Origin of the sequence: Terrimonas rubra (genome assembly GCF_042686025.1) — a bacterium.
Classification (GTDB): domain Bacteria; phylum Bacteroidota; class Bacteroidia; order Chitinophagales; family Chitinophagaceae; genus Terrimonas; species Terrimonas rubra.
Map to the genome: position 1 here is coordinate 1,385,031 of NZ_JBHUOZ010000003.1, position 14,919 is coordinate 1,399,949.

Here is a 14,919-nt window from a genome sequence, read left to right on the forward strand (position 1 = left end):
CATGTATGTTTATGGAACGACATCCCCCCAGTTTAAGAAACCACCACTGGGAGGTGTAGTGTCATTATCATTTCCTACTTTCTTATATTTAAAAGGGTAAATAGCTGTAGCATTAGGATTTTTTTCCCATTCCTCATGACTGATTTTTTTGGGTAATCCGAAGAGAATGGTAGCAAACCCATCTTTCCCAATCGCAGCTGTATTGCTGTAAATACCAAAGGCCGCACGCACATTCTCTACTTTGTTATCAAGCATGTATTTAATCATAAATGCTACGGCTTCTTTGTCAAAGTCAACACCTGCCGAATGCCGGGGAGGAGCAGTTTTTGATGTTTTATAATTAAGCATGTAAGTGTCACCGCTGGCTGTGTCAATCATGGCGTTTTCACCACCTTGCTCTGCTGCTTTACGGTTTACCAGTTCGGCTGCCAGCAGATCAACCTCTTTCCATTTGTCAGCTGCGGACTTTAACGCATCATACTCTTTTTTATCAACTTTTACAATGTTGGCGCCATCATTACAGCTTACCAGCCCGGCTGTAATGCATACGAATACAAGAATAATAAGGAAATTTTTATTTTTCATGATATTTAAAATTATATCCTAAATAAATCAATTCTTTTAATTGGACGATAAGGAAAAACCCCTATTTACTAGGGGTGTTTTTCCGGTATTTCTTTGATTTTTGTCAGTTTTTAAGCAAAATGTATTTAATTATTGTTCAAACAGGCAGAAACTACCGCCCACCCATTCTTTATCTTTATTATAACGTACCCCTATCATCTTGCCTTTGCTTAATCTTGCGAGGTTATTGGCAGGCACAGGCCGGGCTTCCCCCTTTTTCCAGAAATAAAATATACGTATCTCCGCTTTGGCTGGTCCGTCCGGTGTTTCAATAACATCGGCGTATTTAACCTTGCGTTGCAGTATCCAGTTCTCCGGGTCTTTAATGGCGGTAATATCTTCAGGCCTTACATCTATTACTACACCCTGGCCGGCAAAGGAGAATAATGGTTTTAGTACATAGTTTTCCAGGTCGGCAGGTATTTCTTTCAATTCATGCAGGAAAACTGTCGGTGGTACATAAGGGTTATCAATAAAAGGTAAAGTGTATTTACTGATGCGGTAAAACCAGGCCGGGTGAGGCATCCACTCCACATCAAGCGTTTCAAAAAGTAATTTACCTTTTTCCTGTACCTCGGGACTTTGCTGCTGCAGGTCGTCAAAAATAATACGGTTGTATATACGCTTAACGGCAGTCTTAACACCGTTATCCAGGTAAAACAATTTATCCCCTTCTTTAATTAACTCCGTTAAACATACCGGCTTCACCTGCAGGTAATCCTGGGTACAATAAAAATCTATCCTTGTCTTTTGCTGGTGGGGAAACAGTTCCAATAAAATAACCTCTTCCGGCCGGTAATCACCTACGATCACCTCCTTTAATAATTGCAGGTAACTTTCTCTGTCATAACCACCGATATAACTGCTGTATCCTTTTGGTACGGAGAAATGCCGGGCAAAAACATCATCCAGCAAAACCTCGTAAGCAAAAAGGGTAGGAAAGCCCTGCATCTCTATCAGCTGCGGTTCCAGTTCGCCCTTTTCATTTTCGCATATGCCAAAATCAAATGCAATACAGTCCGTGTGTTCATTCTCACCCGGAACTGCCAGCCCCTCCGGTATAGCCCGGGCGGTTAGTTCCTTAAAATCCGGACGGGTAATAATATCAACAATGCTTTCGCAGGCGTTTATCAGTTTGTCAGTAAAACTTTTTGGAATAAAAACAGGTGTTTCGGCCACCCTGAATTCTATTGCGCCGGGATGGGCGTTGTCGAGGTCCTTTAAAAAATCAGCATAGGCTTCGGGGGTAAAAGCCTTATTATAAGCTGCGCGGATGGATGGTACCATAGGTAATGTATAATTTGTTGATCAGATAATGTGGTAATGCCGCATGGTAGTTTAATGATGTGCACCGGAAGCTATTTTGTTTCCTGCTCCCATACCTGTGCAAGCTGTACCAGTACATGCACCGCTTTCTGCATATCCTGTATACTTACATATTCATGTTTGCCATGAAAAGCCATTTCCCCTGTAAAAATATCAGGGCAGGGAAGTCCCATGAATGACAGGCGGCTTCCGTCTGTACCACCGCGGGCACTTTCTTTTTTAAAAGGAACCTGTGCCTGCTCCATGGCCTTTTGTACATACTCGCTCATTTGTGGGTGTAATGCCACCACTTCCTTCATATTGCGGTACTGTTCTTTTACCTCAAACTCGTAGGATGAGCCGGGGTAACGGCCTACGGCCTGTTTCACAAACTCTTCCAGGCGGGCTTCATGTTTTTTTAATTTCTCCGTATCAAAATCACGTATGATAAACTGTACACTCACTTTTTCTGCAATCCCTTCCACATGAACAGGATGTACAAAACCATCACGGCCATCAGTGGTCTCGGGCGAAAAATGATCCTTGGGCAACAGGTCTAAAAACAAACCGGCTACTTTTAATGCATTCACTAATTTATCTTTTGCATAACCCGGGTGTGCCGTAACACCATGAAAGGTAACGGTTACACCATCGGCGCTGAATGTTTCATCGGTAAATGAACCTAGAGAGCCGCCGTCCAGTGTATACCCAAAATCAGCACCCAGTTTTTTCATATCTACATGGTTCACTCCGCGGCCAATTTCTTCATCAGGTGTAAACAAAATCCTGATAGCGCCATGTTTCACTTCGGGGTGTTGTACCAGGTAATTGGCCAGGTCCATAATAATGGCCACGCCAGCTTTATTATCAGCCCCCAGCAGGGTAGTGCCCGATGCGGTAATAATATCATCACCGATCTTCTCCCGCAGGTAAGGGTGTGCCTTGGTGGTGATCACCTGGGTATTATCATCAGGCAATACAATATCTTTTCCATCGTAATTTTTGTGTACAATAGGTTTCACATTTTTACCGGTACAGTCCGGGGCAGTATCCATATGACTGCAAAAACAAATGACCGGTACTTTTTTATCCGTATTGGCGGGGATGGTGGCATACACATAACCCCATTCGTCTAAATGCGCATCTGTTAAACCTATCTCCAGTAATTCTTCTACTAAAATTTTTCCCAGGTCTTTTTGTTTTGCGGTTGATGGAAAACTGTCCGATTGGGGGTCACTTTGTGTATCAACCTGTACATATTTTATAAATCTATCGGCAACGGTGTAGGTGTATTGCAAACTCATATCAAAATCACTTAGCAGTTAAATAAAAATAAAAAGGTTTGCAATAAAGATATTGCAAACCAGTTAAACAATGTAAGTAAGTTTTATGGCATAATGATCAGGGGACTGCCACCTGATATCTCTACCAGTTCTAAATCAAATGTAAGGTCTTTGCCGGCTAACGGGTGGTTAGCGTCCAGCAAAATGCTGTCTTCTTTAATTTCAGTAACGGTTACCTGGAACTGCTGACCATTCTGATCACTCATCACCAAAGGCATACCAATTGCCAGTTCCATTTCCGGGGGAAAACGGTCTTTAGGCATATCCACCACCATATCCGGGTTAACAGGGCCATAAGCTTCTGCAAAAGGAATAGTGATCGTTTTTTTCTCACCAACTGTCATACCGGTAACACCTTCGTCAAACCCGGGTATTACCATACCGCTGCCCACTTCAAATTCCAGGGGCTCACGGCCTTCGGAACTGTCAAACGTTTCACCGTTACTTAATTTACCGTGGTAGTGTACTTTTATTTTATCACCTTTTTTTACCATAACAAATTTTTGAAGTCATTAATTTTCCAGACCGTGGCAAGGTAGGGTAAAATCCCTGTATCCTGCTTTATTTTACCAAACATTTAATAACATTTTCCTGAAAAAATGTTTATAATTGAGGCGGTCATATTTTTTTCCTAAAATCCGCAATTTTATGCTTAAAAATTTTGTTGGTCAGCTGCATTACTACTATCGGCACCTATTGTGTCACACCCTTCAGCTGCAGCAAGTCTATGGTGCAAATAATGAGCTGCAAACAAGGCCTGTTTTATCTCCTGCCAGGGTAAATGTTTATTCAGGTACACATCGTGTTGCTGCTTTTTTATTACTGCTGGCAGGCTGCATTATCCAGTTCAGTTGTGCAGCCGGCAATACCCCCAAAAATAACCATGCAATTGCTGATAATAAGGTAACAGCTGTAGCCGATTCCATGCCGCAGCAAAACAACTATACAGGCTCCGATAGAATTATTCCCGCAGCTGAACGCCTGTCCGTTTATCTGCCCTTATTAAAAGGTAAAAGAGTAGGCATTTTTGCCAACCAGACCACCACCTGTGGTAATACCCACCTGGTAGATACTTTACAAAAACTCGGGGTGATCATTAAAGTGATCTTTGGACCTGAACATGGTTTCAGGGGTACAGCAGATGCAGGTGAGAAAATTGGTAACTATATCGATACGAAAACCGGTATCCCGGTAGTTTCATTGTATGGCGCCAAACGCCGCCCTTCTGCCGATGATGTAAAAGACGTGGACATTTTACTGTTCGATATACAGGATGTAGGCGCCAGGTTCTATACTTATATTTCCTCCCTGGAAGAGTTTATGGAAGCTGCTTTCGAGCTGAAAAAACCTTTGTTATTACTGGATCGTCCTAATCCTAACGGACATTATGTGGATGGGCCGGTACTGGATAGAAAATATACTTCTTTTGTCGGTCGTCAACCCATTCCGGTTGTATATGGTATGACGATGGGAGAATACGCTTTAATGATCGGCGGCGAAAAATGGCTGAGTGATAAAGGCAATAAAACCTATGCTTATTATCAATCGGTAACCACACATCACCCGGATACGGCTTTTCATTTCCTCATCATTAAAAACGAAAATTATACACATAAAAGTAAATACGTATTACCCGTAAAACCATCTCCTAATTTACCCAATATCCAATCTATTTATGTTTATCCCTCCACCTGTTTTTTTGAAGGTACGGTACTGAGCGAAGGCCGTGGTACAGACAAACCATTCCAGGTTTTCGGGCATCCGTCCTTACCTAAAAACCTCTATGCGTTTACACCAAACCCCAATGAAGGAGCTAAAAGTTCCAAACTTTACGGACAAAAATGTTATGGCTGGGATGTAAGTGGCACGGTTGATGAAGTAGTAAAAGAAGTAGATGATAAGATCCAGCTGAAATGGCTGATCAATGCGTATAAACTGTTTCCCGAAAAAGATAAATTCTTTATCCTGCCTAAATCTGGCAGTATGGAACAGTCTTTCTTTAACAAACTGGCCGGTAATAACGAATTATGGCAGCAGATCAAAGCCGGTAAGAGTGAAGCCGAGATCCGTGCCAGCTGGCAGGCTGACCTGGATAAGTTTAAACAAATACGCAAAAAATATTTATTGTATCCTGATTTTGAATAAAAGCAGTTGTTTGGCTGATCTTACTCATAAAATCGCCGTGCAAAAAAGAATAGTTTCGTTTTTTCTTTACTTAAAATAAACAGTTATGAAGTTTCGTATTGAATCGCCTGGTCACAAATTAAGCCCCTCATTAAAAACTTATATCACTGCCAAACTGGGGTCGCTGGATAAGTTTTATAAAGATATACAGGAGATAGAAGTAACCGTGTTAAATGAAGCGAGAAAGAATAAGGAAGTGGTGGTATGTACCCTGAATATACGTGTTCCGGGAAAAGATGAGTACCTGAAAAGTAGTTCGGAAATATTTGAAGATGCTATCTTAAAGGTTGCCGATGCCGCTAAAAGAAGGTTGCGGATCAGGAAAACTCAATTGGCTAAAGCAAACAAGTTAAAAACCCCTAACCGGAAAGTAGCAGCTAAAAAAGCTGTTCCTGTTAAAACTAAATAAATAAAAATGGGCTGCTCAATTATCCGGCAGCCCATTTCTTTTTATACATTCAGCGTGGTTATTTCAATATCAGTTCAATAACTGGTATCTCTACATTGGGCTTAACTACTGGTAAATCCATAATCAGGTCATTGGCTCCTGCTGTAATAGCCATATGCTCCGATGATTTAGCCGTCGGACTCTCCCTGTACTTCAGTTCAGAATTATCATGTAAAAATTGTGCATACTTCACCTTGCCTTTATAATCGGGCAGGTAAAGTGTTTTAAAAGGATATTGTAATAAATGAATGTATAGCCGGTTTGTTTCTTTGTTGTAAGTTAAAAAGGTATTTTTAGGAGCTTGATAGTTGTCCGGCGCGGCAGTACAGCCATAAATAGACCTGCTGTTAAAGGTCATCCAATCTCCAATCTGTTGAAGGCGTTCAATAGCCCTGTAATCAAAATTACCTCTCGCTGTTGGCCCTACGTTCAATAATAAATTACCGCCTTTGCTTACTGTTTCAATTAACATTACAATCAGTTGGTTGGCGCTCTTCCAGGTATTTTCATCCCGGTGATAGCCCCAGGAGCCTGAAAAGGTCTGGCAGGTTTCCCATGGCACTTTTACGCCATTATATTCCGGCCATGCATTTGGCATAAATTGTTCCGGTGTTTTATAATCCCAACCCCATTTATCTTCCATCAGGTCTAAACGGTCGTTCATAATAATATCAGGTTGTAAGCTCCTGGCCAGTTTGGCGAGCCCTTCACTGTCCCAGTCATCCTTTCCCTTGCCATCTTTGCCCGGGTAAGAAAAATCCCAGAACAGCAGGTCTATCTTACCATAATTGGTCAGTAATTCGCGTACCTGGTTTTTTATATAAGTTCTGTACTTTGCCATGTCGCGGTCTTTATTACCATCCCTGGCACCGGGTTTATTTCTTAACGGATGCACCTGGTCAATGGTAAAGTTTTTATCATGCCAGTCGATCAGTGAATAATAAAACCCGATCTTTAAGCCCTCCTTCCTGCAGGCTTCTACAAAGGGTTTTAGCAGGTCTTTTTTATAAGGTGTTTTAGCCGCATTAAAGTCACTGAACTTTGTATCCCATAAACTAAAGCCTTCATGGTGTTTGGTGGTCAGCACTACGTATTTCATACCGGCATTCTTCGCCATGCGTGCCCAGTCCTGCGGATTATACAGGTCGGGATTAAATAAATTAAAATACCTTTCTTCATACACATCGGGTGCAATGCTTTCCATATTCTGCACCCACTCGTGCCGGGCGGGCAATGCATAAAGTCCCCAGTGGATAAACATGCCAAAGCGGTCTTCCGTCCACCATTTTAATCTTTCCTGTTGTTTATCAACGGCTGCTTTCTTCCAGGCGTCCTGCTGGGCAAAAATATTTTGTACCAGTATAAGCAATACAGTGAAAAGTAGGAGGGTCTTTTCTTTTTTCATGTGGCAATAGGTTGTTTTGTTAGATGATGTTTTTTAAGATGGTCGTTGACGAATATAGAGCAATTCCGGTCTTAAAATTTGCTCAAACGTTTGTGTGAGTTTTGTCAATTGTATCGGAATGATACGATTATAGTCCTATTGAATAATAATAAATTTATATATGTATAGTGTAAGTTTCATGAATGTTGTATATTAGTTCACCCCAAAACAACACTTATGTATCGGTTTATTACAGTCAGCAACAGCACAAAATATAGGCTTACCCTTGTGCTGTTCTTTAGTCTTTTAACCTTCATGATGCTGCCAGTGCAGGCACAATCCACTGCTTTTGTAAAAGTAAATGCCCACCAGTTCGTGATCAATAAAAAACCTTATTACTTCATGGGTACCAACTATTGGTACGGCGCTATATTGGGTATGGATAAGAGCCATGGTGGCGACCGGGCAAGACTGATAAAGGAACTGGATTTTTTACAAAAAAACGGGGTGACCAATTTACGGGCCATGGCCGCTGTTGAAGGTTCGGGTTATGTGAATGGGGTAAACCGGGTACAACCTGCTTTACAACAGGCGCCAGGTGTGTTTGATGAAAAACTACTGGAAGGGCTTGATTTTTTATTGGCAGAGATGGGAAAACGTAATATGAAAGCAGTGTTATTTCTCAGTAATAACTGGGAATGGAGTGGCGGTTTTTTACAGTATGTTAACTGGTATGGTTTAGTTGCGGATAGTGTGGTACAACGTAAACTGAACTGGAATGAACAGCGGGATATTACAGCCCGTTTTTATAGTTGTGTTTCCTGCAAGGAAGCCTACCTGGAGCAGGTGAAATATATTGTTGGCCGTAAAAATAAGATCACCCGTAAGTTATACAGCAATGATCCGACCATCATGGCGTGGGAACTGGCCAATGAACCAAGACCCATGCGTGCCGCAGCCAATACTGATTATGCCGAATGGATAACTGAAGCCGCGGCTTACATAAAAAGCCTGGATAAAAATCACCTGGTGACCATTGGGCACGAAGGGTATATGGCCACTGATGGAGATATGGAATTATTTGAAAAGATCCATACCGATAAAAATATTGATTATCTCGCCATTCATATCTGGGCCAAGAACTGGGGGTGGTTTAAGGGCAATGATTTTTCCGGGATGATCGATACGTTGCAGCAAAGAGCGCTGGACTATATTACTGTACATGAAAAAGTAGCCGCAAAAATTAAAAAGCCGCTGGTGATAGAAGAGTTTGGGTTGCCACGCGATGCGCATGGGTTTACCACGGATGTTTCCACCCGTTTACGGGATCAGTATTTTTCGGCTATATTCGGTGCATTTTATAGTAGTAAAACAAAAAAAGGAGTTATTGGTGGTGTAAACTTCTGGGCATTTGGTGGTACTGCCCGGCCAGTTAAAGGCCAGGTATACTGGAAAGAAGGGGATGACCTGAGTGGTGATCCGCCCATGGAGGAGCAGGGATTGAATTCCGTATTTGACAATGATCATACTACCTGGGAGCTGATCAGGAAGTATGCGAAATAACGGTAAGCTTAGTATTATTCATTATATAGTTTGAACTCATTATTGATTAATGCAATACTTTTGCGTCCGTAATTATACAAACAATATATGGGTTCGGGTTTCTTTGCGATTTTAGATGATATAGCCGCTTTAATGGATGATGTAGCAGTAGCCAGTAAGATAGCCACACGTAAAACGGCCGGCATCCTGGGTGATGACCTGGCGGTAAACGCCGAAAAAGCTACCGGCTTCCTTTCTTCCCGTGAATTACCGGTGTTGTGGGCCATTACCAAGGGCTCATTTTTAAACAAATTGATTATTATTCCTGTTGCCTTATCACTTAACTACTTTTTTCCTGTTGCTATACAGGTCATTCTCATAGCCGGTGGCCTGTTCCTGGCTTATGAAGGCGTGGAGAAAATTGTGGAGTATCTTTTTCATCGTACTAAAAAGGGTAAGGAAGTTATCCAGGATAATAAAGAGAACAACAGCGAGCAGGAAAAAACCAAGATAAAATCGGCTATTACTACCGATTTTATCCTTTCTGTTGAGATCGTGATCATTGCCCTGGGTACGGTGCTGGACAAAAGCCTGGCCATACAAATATTAACGGTTTGTGTAGTGGCTTTACTGGCTACTGTTGGTGTATATGGTATTGTGGCTTTAATTGTAAGGATGGATGATGCCGGTTATAAACTGATTAAAAGATCGAATGATAAAGGCTTTGTAGCGTCATTAGGACACCTGTTGGTGAAATCGCTTCCCATTGTAATTAAATTACTGGCGGTAGTAGGCACCATTGCCTTGATACTTGTTTCCGGTGGTATTTTTGTACACAATATTGATTATTTCCATCATTTCATGCCGCAGCTACCTTCTATGGTGAAAGAAATAACATTAGGCCTGGTTGCCGGTTTACTGGTAGTAGGTGTGGTAACCCTGGTTAAGAAAATAACAGGAAAAAAAACTGCCCACTGAGAATGCCGGTGAACAATTAAGGTGATCAGTCAATATTCACGGTTGTAAAAACGATCTGTTTATAATTGTCTTTCTCATACAATACGCCCAGTTTCTTTTTATGCAATAAAACAAGATCGGAATAGGCAGCATAACTCCCCTTGTATTCCCCGGCTGACCTGGCAATGACTTTGGTAAAATACCAGCTTTTGCCTTTATCCTTTGACAAACGTAAGGTGAGGTTGTCCCGGTTTTTTGTATCAGCCGCATTGCATACTGCGAGTATAAATTGTTTTTTATCTGACCACGATAAAGTGCTTCCCTGGTTAACAGGGTCGGGCAGGTTGCTGTCATAAAAAGTGGTATCCCAGCTCTGACCTCCGTTGGTGGAATAACTGATGATCCGGTTACGCACATTGCCTTGCTGGTTCCTGGTATTCATGTATAATTCGTTGGCAGCAACCTGGGCAGCCATGGATTCGTTACCGCCTTCAAAAGGAATGGTAGCGCTAAGCGAAAATGTTTTGCCATGATCATCCGTATAAAAACCATGGGCGAAATAATCCTTACCGGCTTTTTGGGGCGGACCCTGTGAATGATTGGCCGCCACATACAGCCTGCCTTTGTATTTACCCGTAACAAACTGCATGGCATGGCCGGGGGTGTTGGCATAAGTGCGCCAGTCATTAGCTACGGTAGTATCAGTAGCCGATTTTTTTATTTTATGTACCTGGGCGGTTATATTAACAGGAGCTGACCATGTTCTGGCATTATCAGTAGAGGTGATATACCAAACTTCCCGGGAGCCTTTACCGGCCCTCACTTCACTTTCATGATTATTGCCGGTGTTGTAAAATAAAAAAATACGCCCATCGGGATAAGCCTTGTCGTATAAATCAACAACCGGGGCTGCATTGCCGGCCTGTAGATTGCCTGCATCTACGGCAACCTGTACAGGCCCCCAGCTTTTGCCATTATCTGCACTTATTTTATATACAATATCTACATTGCCATAATCACCGGCATGATCTACCCGGCCTTCAGCAAAGGCAATCAACCGGCCTTGTTTGTCCTTTATAATAGCGGGAATACGGTAACTGGAATAACCATCCTGACCGGATTGGAAAACGGGGATGTCCTGGCTATAAACCGAACGGGAATAAATGATAGTGAGAACGAAAAAGGCAAACAGTTTAGTCATAGCAACAGCTTTAGATGGGTAGCGCTTAGTGTTTGCAACAGGTTGGCAAGGGAAGCAAAAAAATATACCTATGCTTCTGCTTCAGCAGGTAAAGCTGCTCTTTCCAGTATATCCTTTAAAAACTGTGTGGAACGGCTTTCATCTTTAACCAGGTCGTCAAGTGTTACCTTACTTAATAACTGGTCAACCGTAAACTGTATCATCTGCCAAAGGGAGCGGGCAGAACAATCAATGGAGTGGGTGCAGAGTTTTAAAGTGCCTGCGTGCATCACGCAAAAGTCTTTGCTGTACAGGGCGCCACCAAGGGCTTCCAGTACGGGTTTTAATATAATTTCATGCGCAGGGCGGGCCAATACATAACCGCCTTTATGACCAGGTGTACTGTTAATGAAACCGGCCATACGTAATACACGGGTAAGTTTGGCAATATAATGACTGGTCAGGCCTTCAGCCTCGCTCAGTTCACGTATGGTCATGCCTGCTTTGTCGGTACAACCGGCAATGCGGATCAACAGTCTCAGACCGTATTCTTCCTGCGATGTTATTTTCATTTGTCGGTTACTTGATTAAAAATTACATAAAACCCAATTCTAACTGGGCTGCTTCAGACATCATGCTTTTGTTCCAGGCCGGAGACCAGGTAACGCTTACAAATACATCTTTCACTCCTTCAATCTCGCGTATCTTATTATCTACCTCTACCGGCAGGGATTGGGCAGCCGGGCAACCCGGTGCGGTCAGCGTCATCACAATATTCACTACATTGTCATCACTGATATTTATTTCATAGATCAGCCCCAGTTCAAAAATACTTACCGGCAATTCAGGGTCATAAATTGTTTGCAAACAATCTTCCACCTTCTGCCGCAACGTTTCTTTATCCATGTGGTTAATTGATTTGATTTTTTATTTTATAGGCCAGCGCATAGTTCTTCATCTGTTTTACCATCGACAGCAATCCGTTGGAACGGGTTTGCGCCAGGTGCGTTGTCATGCCTATTTCGTTAATAAAGTTGAGCGGCGCATTAATGATCTCATCAGGTGTATGTCCCGATAAAACCCTGATCAGCATACTGATCAATCCTTTTACGATCACGGCATCACTCTCCGCGGTAAAATATACCTTGCCATCTTTATAATCGGCCACCAGCCATACGGTGGATTGGCAACCTCTTACCTTGTTCTCATCCGTTTTAAACTGATCGGGCAGGGGAGCCAGCTTTTTACCCAGGTCAATAAGGTACTCGTACTTATCATCCCAGGAATCAAACAGTGCAAATTCTTCTATTATTTCTTTTTCTATTTCTTGTATGGTCATTTCAACTTCCCCCAGGTTGGTATATTTATAATTAAACGAACGGGCATTTTATCTCAATAACTTTACCGCATGCTGTAAGCCTGCCAGTAAAGCATCTACTTCCTCAAGTGTATTATACACCGCAAAAGAAGCCCTGATGGTTCCGGGTATTTTAAACCTTGCCATTAAAGGCTGTGCACAATGGTGACCGGTACGTACCGCAATGCCACGGTTATCTAATAAAATGCCTACATCCTGCGGGTGGATGCCGTCTATAACAAATGAAATAAGACTTGTTTTTTCTTTTGCCCGTCCGATAATAGTCAGGCCATCAATCGTTAATAACCGGCTGGTAGCATGTTGCAATAACTCATCTTCATGTGCCCGGATATTGGCTTTGCCAATTTCCTGTACATAATTCAATGCTGCAGCCGTAGCTACCGTATCGGCTATATTGGGTGTACCCGCTTCATATTTATAAGGGAGGTCGGCATAAGTGGTTTGTTCAAAACTCACTTCCTTTATCATTTCGCCACCACCTAAGAATACAGGCATTTCGGCCAGTAATTCTTTTTTACCATATAACATGCCTACACCTGTAGGGCCATATAATTTATGTACGGAACAGGCAAAGAAATCACAATCCAGTTCCTGTACATCAATATCCAGGTGTACGGCAGACTGTGCTCCGTCAATAAATACTTTAGCACCCGCATTATGCGCCGCGGAGATGATATCTTTTACAGGGTTAACCGTACCCAACGCGTTGGATACATGTACTACCGATACCAGTTTTGTACGGGGGGTAAGTAATTTATAATATTCCTCCAGTACCAGTTCACCGTTATCATCAACAGGAATTACTTTTAAGCTGGCCTGCTTCTCGGCACAAATGATCTGCCAGGGTACAATATTGGAGTGGTGCTCCATACCACTGATGATCACTTCATCACCGGCCTGTAACTGCTGCCTGGCCCAGGTATACGCTACCAGGTTAATACTTTCAGTAGTGCCCTTGGTAATGATAATTTCCTCCCGGTGACGGGCATTCACAAAGTGCCGGAAAGCATCGCGGGTGGCCTCAAAGCCGGCGGTAGCTTCCTCTGCAAGTGTATGGATGCCACGGTGAATATTGGCGTTGTAGTGCGAATAATAGTTAACCAGCGCATCAATCACCACCTGTGGCTTTTGTGCAGTGGCCGCATTATCAAAATATACCAGCGGCTTGCCCTTTACTTCACGGTGGAGAATAGGGAACTGGCTGCGGATGGCAGCTATATCAAGGGCCGGTTGTATAACGCTTGTACTAGTCATTAATCTGCTGTGTATTCTAAGCGCTGCGCAATTAATGTTTCCACATAACTGCGGATAGCGGGTATGTTAATTTTATCAATAATGTCGCTGGCAAAACCCTGTAATAACATGGCTTTGGCTATTTTTTCAGGCACACCGCGGGATTGCAGGTAAAATAAACCTTCCTCATCCAGGCGGCCGATGGTACAGCCATGCGAACACTTTACATCATCGGCAAATATTTCCAGCTGCGGCTTGGTATTAACCGAGGCATCGCCTGATAACAGTACATTTTTGTTGGACTGGAAGGCGTTGGTTTTTTGTGCCGGCTGGCGTACAAATATTTTACCATTGAACACACCGGTACTGTTATCGTCCAGCATGCCTTTGTATAATTCGTTACTGAAACAGTTAGGGCTTACATTATCTACTACCGTATGGTTGTCGATATGACTGTTGCCCTGCTGGAAATACAGGCCATATAAATGCGCTTCGCAGTAAGGTTTTTCCAGTACAATATTCAGGTTGTTACGCACCATACCCCCGTTCAGGGAAATGGTAACACCATGGGAGTAACTTTTACCAATATGCCTTACATGTGTGGTGCTTACAATATTGGCCTGGTTGGTATCATTCTGAATGATATAATATTCCAAACGGGCATCTTCCTCCACCACCAGTTCCATGATCTGGTTGGTAAAGCTGTCCTGCGTACCAATGGTGATAAAAGTTTCAGCAATTTGTATCTGTGCGTTCACCCCTATATGAAAAAGGCTGCGGGGGAGCGATAAAGTATTTTCGGTACGGCCGTCGGTAATATTATAGATATATACCGGGTGTTCTACCTCGGCGCTTTTGGGTACGCTGATGAGTACAGCATCTCTTACCAAAGCGGTATTCAAAGCATTGATACCATCACGCAGGTAAACCCCGCTATGTCCGAAATGAGTTAATACAAAATCCTTTCTTTCGTCCTGCAGTGCTTCCTCCAGGGCCGAAACCTGTAAAGAAGGGGAGATGATCTTGGACAGATCGGCATTGTACCGTCCGTTCACAAAGAAAAGCTCATTCGCTTTTTCATGACCGGGCAGGCGATGTGTTACCACATCGGCCAATACCAGTTGGGTAGTTTGCTGAAATTGAAAGCCGTTATTGAACAGGGGCGCAATACGGGTATAACGCCATTCTTCGTTACGGGCAGTAGGCACGCCTAACTGGTTAAAAGTGTCAAATGCTTTACTCCGAACAGCCTGTAAACCCGATCCGGCCTCAGCGCTTTGTAACTGGTCAAACTGCTCTTTAAAATATGTAATGTGATCCATTATTAATTTGCTGCAATTA

General features: G+C 42.7%; 15 protein-coding genes. 4 read left to right on the forward strand and 11 right to left on the reverse strand.

Annotated elements, in window-relative coordinates; translation table 11 throughout:
* Nucleotides 1–9 precede the first annotated feature (9 nt).
* The 4 genes from ACFS6H_RS14940 to ACFS6H_RS14955 all read right to left on the reverse strand — a co-directional run bounded on the left by ACFS6H_RS14940 (nucleotide 10) and on the right by ACFS6H_RS14955 (nucleotide 3,766).
* On the reverse strand, nucleotides 10–585 hold the full coding sequence (locus ACFS6H_RS14940; protein ID WP_386100510.1) for a hypothetical protein: 576 nt from the start codon (nucleotides 583–585) through the stop codon (nucleotides 10–12).
* Between the two features lie 129 nt (nucleotides 586–714).
* The gene (locus ACFS6H_RS14945; protein WP_386100513.1) at nucleotides 715–1,911 is read right to left on the reverse strand and encodes a hypothetical protein; all 1,197 of its coding nucleotides are present in this window, start codon (nucleotides 1,909–1,911) and stop codon (nucleotides 715–717) included.
* 71 nt (nucleotides 1,912–1,982) lie between these two features.
* The gene (gene pepT / locus ACFS6H_RS14950; protein WP_386100515.1) at nucleotides 1,983–3,233 is read right to left on the reverse strand and encodes a peptidase T; all 1,251 of its coding nucleotides are present in this window, start codon (nucleotides 3,231–3,233) and stop codon (nucleotides 1,983–1,985) included.
* 83 nt (nucleotides 3,234–3,316) lie between these two features.
* Complete coding sequence (locus ACFS6H_RS14955; RefSeq protein ID WP_386100518.1) at nucleotides 3,317–3,766, reverse strand: FKBP-type peptidyl-prolyl cis-trans isomerase; 450 nt, start codon at nucleotides 3,764–3,766, stop codon at nucleotides 3,317–3,319.
* Between the two features lie 154 nt (nucleotides 3,767–3,920).
* Here ACFS6H_RS14955 and ACFS6H_RS14960 point away from each other — a divergent pair, with 154 nt between their 5' ends.
* Together ACFS6H_RS14960 and ACFS6H_RS14965 are read left to right on the forward strand one after the other, a co-directional pair.
* Nucleotides 3,921–5,417 carry an exo-beta-N-acetylmuramidase NamZ family protein gene (locus ACFS6H_RS14960; protein ID WP_386100521.1) on the forward strand — a complete coding sequence of 499 codons (1,497 nt, stop codon included), beginning with the start codon at nucleotides 3,921–3,923 and terminating at the stop codon, nucleotides 5,415–5,417.
* An 85-nt stretch (nucleotides 5,418–5,502) separates the two neighbouring features.
* Complete coding sequence (locus ACFS6H_RS14965) at nucleotides 5,503–5,865, forward strand: HPF/RaiA family ribosome-associated protein (RefSeq protein ID WP_386100524.1); 363 nt, start codon at nucleotides 5,503–5,505, stop codon at nucleotides 5,863–5,865.
* Nucleotides 5,866–5,923: 58 nt separating this feature from the next.
* On the opposite strand, the gene ACFS6H_RS14970 is transcribed toward ACFS6H_RS14965, so the two are convergent.
* Nucleotides 5,924–7,309, reverse strand: coding sequence for an alpha-L-fucosidase (locus tag ACFS6H_RS14970; RefSeq protein ID WP_386100527.1), 1,386 nt, complete (start codon nucleotides 7,307–7,309; stop codon nucleotides 5,924–5,926).
* A gap of 294 nt (nucleotides 7,310–7,603) precedes the next feature.
* On the opposite strand from ACFS6H_RS14970, the gene ACFS6H_RS14975 reads away from it, so the two are divergent.
* On the forward strand, nucleotides 7,604–8,851 hold the full coding sequence (locus tag ACFS6H_RS14975; protein ID WP_386100530.1) for a glycoside hydrolase 5 family protein: 1,248 nt from the start codon (nucleotides 7,604–7,606) through the stop codon (nucleotides 8,849–8,851).
* An 87-nt stretch (nucleotides 8,852–8,938) separates the two neighbouring features.
* Nucleotides 8,939–9,808, forward strand: a complete 870-nt coding sequence (locus ACFS6H_RS14980; RefSeq protein ID WP_386100533.1) for a DUF808 domain-containing protein — start codon at nucleotides 8,939–8,941, stop codon at nucleotides 9,806–9,808.
* Nucleotides 9,809–9,833: 25 nt separating this feature from the next.
* Here the strand turns inward: ACFS6H_RS14980 and ACFS6H_RS14985 are convergent, their stop codons facing one another.
* From ACFS6H_RS14985 to sufD, 6 genes are all read right to left on the reverse strand, one after another.
* Entirely contained in the window at nucleotides 9,834–10,988 is a 1,155-nt protein-coding gene (locus tag ACFS6H_RS14985; RefSeq protein ID WP_386100536.1) for a sialidase family protein, read from the reverse strand.
* 68 nt (nucleotides 10,989–11,056) lie between these two features.
* On the reverse strand, nucleotides 11,057–11,539 hold the full coding sequence (locus tag ACFS6H_RS14990) for an RrF2 family transcriptional regulator (RefSeq protein ID WP_386100539.1): 483 nt from the start codon (nucleotides 11,537–11,539) through the stop codon (nucleotides 11,057–11,059).
* A gap of 22 nt (nucleotides 11,540–11,561) precedes the next feature.
* Nucleotides 11,562–11,873: an iron-sulfur cluster assembly protein gene (locus ACFS6H_RS14995; RefSeq protein WP_386100542.1), complete on the reverse strand. Its 312-nt coding sequence runs from the start codon at nucleotides 11,871–11,873 to the stop codon at nucleotides 11,562–11,564.
* 4 nt (nucleotides 11,874–11,877) lie between these two features.
* The gene (locus ACFS6H_RS15000; RefSeq protein ID WP_386100545.1) at nucleotides 11,878–12,306 is read right to left on the reverse strand and encodes a SufE family protein; all 429 of its coding nucleotides are present in this window, start codon (nucleotides 12,304–12,306) and stop codon (nucleotides 11,878–11,880) included.
* Nucleotides 12,307–12,354: 48 nt separating this feature from the next.
* Entirely contained in the window at nucleotides 12,355–13,599 is a 1,245-nt protein-coding gene (locus tag ACFS6H_RS15005) for an aminotransferase class V-fold PLP-dependent enzyme (RefSeq protein WP_386100548.1), read from the reverse strand.
* Nucleotides 13,599–14,900, reverse strand: coding sequence for a Fe-S cluster assembly protein SufD (gene sufD / locus ACFS6H_RS15010; protein WP_386100551.1), 1,302 nt, complete (start codon nucleotides 14,898–14,900; stop codon nucleotides 13,599–13,601). Before sufD ends, ACFS6H_RS15005 begins: the two co-directional genes overlap by 1 nt.
* Nucleotides 14,901–14,919: the final 19 nt, after the last annotated feature.

Coding starts and splice junctions, on each gene's coding strand:
- ACFS6H_RS14940 (WP_386100510.1), bottom strand. CDS start 585: ATGAAAAATAAAAATTTCCTTATTATTCTTGTATTCGTATGCATTACA.
- ACFS6H_RS14990 (WP_386100539.1), bottom strand. CDS start 11,539: ATGAAAATAACATCGCAGGAAGAATACGGTCTGAGACTGTTGATCCGC.
- ACFS6H_RS14985 (WP_386100536.1), bottom strand. CDS start 10,988: ATGACTAAACTGTTTGCCTTTTTCGTTCTCACTATCATTTATTCCCGT.
- ACFS6H_RS14970 (WP_386100527.1), bottom strand. CDS start 7,309: ATGAAAAAAGAAAAGACCCTCCTACTTTTCACTGTATTGCTTATACTG.
- ACFS6H_RS14955 (WP_386100518.1), bottom strand. CDS start 3,766: ATGGTAAAAAAAGGTGATAAAATAAAAGTACACTACCACGGTAAATTA.
- sufD (WP_386100551.1), bottom strand. CDS start 14,900: ATGGATCACATTACATATTTTAAAGAGCAGTTTGACCAGTTACAAAGC.
- pepT (WP_386100515.1), bottom strand. CDS start 3,233: ATGAGTTTGCAATACACCTACACCGTTGCCGATAGATTTATAAAATAT.
- ACFS6H_RS14965 (WP_386100524.1), top strand. CDS start 5,503: ATGAAGTTTCGTATTGAATCGCCTGGTCACAAATTAAGCCCCTCATTA.
- ACFS6H_RS14975 (WP_386100530.1), top strand. CDS start 7,604: ATGATGCTGCCAGTGCAGGCACAATCCACTGCTTTTGTAAAAGTAAAT.
- ACFS6H_RS14960 (WP_386100521.1), top strand. CDS start 3,921: ATGCTTAAAAATTTTGTTGGTCAGCTGCATTACTACTATCGGCACCTA.
- ACFS6H_RS14945 (WP_386100513.1), bottom strand. CDS start 1,911: ATGGTACCATCCATCCGCGCAGCTTATAATAAGGCTTTTACCCCCGAA.
- ACFS6H_RS14980 (WP_386100533.1), top strand. CDS start 8,939: ATGGGTTCGGGTTTCTTTGCGATTTTAGATGATATAGCCGCTTTAATG.
- ACFS6H_RS15000 (WP_386100545.1), bottom strand. CDS start 12,306: ATGACCATACAAGAAATAGAAAAAGAAATAATAGAAGAATTTGCACTG.
- ACFS6H_RS15005 (WP_386100548.1), bottom strand. CDS start 13,599: ATGACTAGTACAAGCGTTATACAACCGGCCCTTGATATAGCTGCCATC.
- ACFS6H_RS14995 (WP_386100542.1), bottom strand. CDS start 11,873: ATGGATAAAGAAACGTTGCGGCAGAAGGTGGAAGATTGTTTGCAAACA.